Source organism: Nostoc flagelliforme FACHB-838 (assembly GCF_014698065.1).
Classification (GTDB): domain Bacteria; phylum Cyanobacteriota; class Cyanobacteriia; order Cyanobacteriales; family Nostocaceae; genus Nostoc; species Nostoc flagelliforme_B.
In genome coordinates this window covers 1-2,655 of the sequence record NZ_JACJSI010000601.1, presented here as the reverse complement: position 1 = coordinate 2,655, position 2,655 = coordinate 1, and the positions used below count along the sequence as shown (strand labels likewise).

Genomic DNA, 2,655 nt, shown 5'->3' with positions numbered 1-2,655 from the left:
TTAGTTTCGTAAGGCTTGGTTATTCTCCAGCCAAATGTCTTTGTGTAAGAGAGCTTGTAAGCGGATTCTCCAGCGTCAGCGAGGAGCTTGTAAGCTTTATTATCATCTTGGTGTTGCCATTGGTTATTCTCTTGTGACCACTTGTAAAAGGATGAATTCAGTACCATCCATTCAGTTTGAGGAAAGATTTTTCGGTAAGCCCAGCCATCAAAAGTACCCGCCGTTACGCAGTTAGAGTAGGGTAAATTCATGGATTGGCAGACGGATTTGTAGAATGCCTCCGGGTCTGCTGGGTCAATATCTATACTGAAATTAGATAAATCCGTAACTTCTTTTTCAAGAGTTTCGGATTCTGCCAACTCAAGCGATCGCTCTGCTTGCTTTCGCTCTGCTACAGCTGCGTGAATCTCCTGCTCTAACCTGCGGATAAATTCTGGTGTTTCCATTTGCCCCAAAATTTCTTTAATGTCGCTCGATTTATATGGTAAATCGGGGCAGATGCTATTGGGGCTAATTCCAATAAATGCAATTCCTACTTCGGCAGCACATTCAGAACACGTCTGGAGTTTTTTCAAACCAGTGTCATCGGGGTCATGCAGAAAAACGATTAATCCTATGCCTGCTTCAATTGCGCGTTGATATTCAGGCGTGATAGTCTTTTTATCCCATCCACTGCCCTGAAACGTAATTCCAGCAAGACCATGTGAGCGACCAACTTCTACGCATCCCTCGCCTTCATGCTGAAGTAGTGCCGGAGTTCCATTTACTGATTTAGCTGCGGCTAAAGCTTCATCAATGCGATATGCTCCCCAAGGCAAATCGCCTTTTTTCATTTGGGGTGTGCCATCAAGTCGCCTATGCCATTGCCGAAAGGTCTTGCTGTAACCTTTCTCCTTATTGGCATCTGGCCACTGGTAGCGAACCACCCATTGCGATTCTGAGTAAGGATAAATTGTTTCGGTGGCATTGCCCTCAACATCTTTTGGTGGTCTACTCGTTAATTTTTTCGGTTGGGGAATATCTGTTACAGTAGAGGTCAACATCACCAAACCTAATTCACCATCTGGAATTGGCGCACTTTTGGGCAAGATTTTCTTGGGCTTTGCAGCATTTCGGTTTAGGGATGGAATGTAATTAGCCCCTGCCCTTTCTGCCACCACTTCAGCCCAAGGTTTAATCGCCTCTCTGACGTGTTTGCATTCACAGCCGTTAAAGCATCGATACTTCCCGGTTTCTGGGACAATAGATAAGTCATTACCGCCACAAACTGGACAAATAAACTTATCTTTAGCTTTGGACGGTTCTAGCTGGTCTTGAAAATTTCGGATGTCGAATTTTTCAAATGCCTGTTGAGTTCTTGAGGCATTAGTTTTTTGTGGTGTACCGAACAGGCGTTTATTTTCTACACTGGCAGTTTTGGTACTGTGTGCTGCTAACTCTTGCTTAATTGGGGCAGATTGTGCTATTTTAAGCGGCTCAGAAATATTCGGCGTTGCGCCATGATCTAACAGTCCGGGCGCACTTTGCATTTCTAGTGTATTCATTTGTACTACTCCATGTATTTTTTGTGTGTTTCTGGAGTAGTTCTTTGCCGTTGTCGTCGCGTTCTGTTAGGTTAGAAGGTGAACAATTATCGAAATAATCTGGTTGTAGTTTTTGTTGACTACTCGTGAACGACCGTAAATCGTTCTTGGTGTTCGCCTCATCATCTAACAGAGCGCACCCGAAGCAGCAAGAGCTACTCCTTTTTTTTTGTACCCAAGCATTCAATCTGCTTGGGAATTTTTGTTTTTTAGCCAGTTTTTAAACATTTTCTTGATGATTGTACTGCGTCCTGCTCTACATATAAGATGCGATTACTATCTAAAACAAAGTAAACAGCTAGGCATTCTGGTAGAAGCTTGTGGTCAGATAGTGGCAATGGAGGAAGGGAAAGAAGGTCAATCATTACTTATCGCCCCCAGACTGCTTATCTCTCTCTATCGCATCAAGAATAATCCTCTCGACAAGATTGCTAAGTGTTCTACCCTCCTTTGCTGCCCACAATCTTAAGTACTGCTTCGTTTCTGTCTCACAAGTGAAGTTTATCTTCTCTGTTCTCACGTCATCTTCGGTCATGTTCTCCCTTCTCAAGATATATCCTTTTGCTGATATTTTTACACTTCTCATTTTCTCATATGTTACTAACTTCTCATATTATATGCTAAGTTGAGAAGTGTAAGATATAAACCCACAAGTGGCGAAAACAACCGCAGATGGAAGCGGATAACAGACCCCGTAATCCGGATAGAACAGTAACCGCAGATATCCAAAGCTTTTTCACCACAAAGGTTTTACGAAAAATTGAAACAAATTTAAGGACTTCAATCAGATGGTAGATTTGGCATCTTGTCCCACTATTGGGATTCTAGCCCCATCGTTGACCCCTGCTTCTTGGGATTGTGGTAACGGGTATTCTAAACTACATTTGACCCAAGGAGAGATACTTATTCCCTCCTACTTTAAACAAGTCATTGAAACGGACTCTAACGACTACGAAAGTTTAGGCAACGGTGCGGTAGTCGAATATCTTCAAGGCGAACGCTCTGATCTATCTGGCTCTAAGTGGTTGATTGGAGAGACTGCCGAAATCTACTGTAAGCAGTCATTTGGACG

1 protein-coding gene and 1 pseudogene are annotated in these 2,655 nt (G+C 43.0%); one reads left to right on the top strand and one right to left on the bottom strand.

Annotation, left to right across the window (positions count from 1 at the left end; genetic code table 11):
- Positions 1 to 1,544: pseudogene (locus H6G97_RS49475) on the bottom strand (hypothetical protein); the annotation flags it as partial.
- An 827-nt stretch (positions 1,545 to 2,371) separates the two neighbouring features.
- Here H6G97_RS49475 and H6G97_RS49470 point away from each other — a divergent pair.
- Positions 2,372 to 2,655, top strand: a 284-nt coding sequence (locus tag H6G97_RS49470) for a hypothetical protein (RefSeq protein WP_190947571.1), incomplete at its 3' end; no start/stop codon positions are given.